General features: G+C 55.1%; 1 rRNA gene. It reads left to right on the top strand.

Annotated elements, in window-relative coordinates:
• Positions 1-227, top strand: a 23S ribosomal RNA gene (locus H6B10_RS16590); the annotation flags it as partial.

Below are 227 nucleotides of genomic sequence, written 5' to 3'. Positions count from 1 at the left end.
GGTTCGTCCGCTCCAAGTTAGGCGGGAGCTAAGGTGAGGCCGAAAGGCGTAGCCGATGCACAGACGGTAGAGATTCCGTCCCCACCGAAAGATTTAAGCGCAGGGACACTTTTAGAAGGTCAGAGCCGGGTGTTGGTTCCGGTAGTGATCGAGGGAAATATAGTACCGAAGTCTGGCTGGATGAGAGGCGAGAAAAGCTGCGTGTATATCTAAGGTGCCCGTACCGC

It is taken from the genome of Gemmiger formicilis, from assembly GCF_016901605.1.
Classification (GTDB): domain Bacteria; phylum Bacillota; class Clostridia; order Oscillospirales; family Ruminococcaceae; genus Gemmiger; species Gemmiger formicilis_B.
This window is presented reverse-complemented; position numbering and strand designations above follow the sequence as displayed.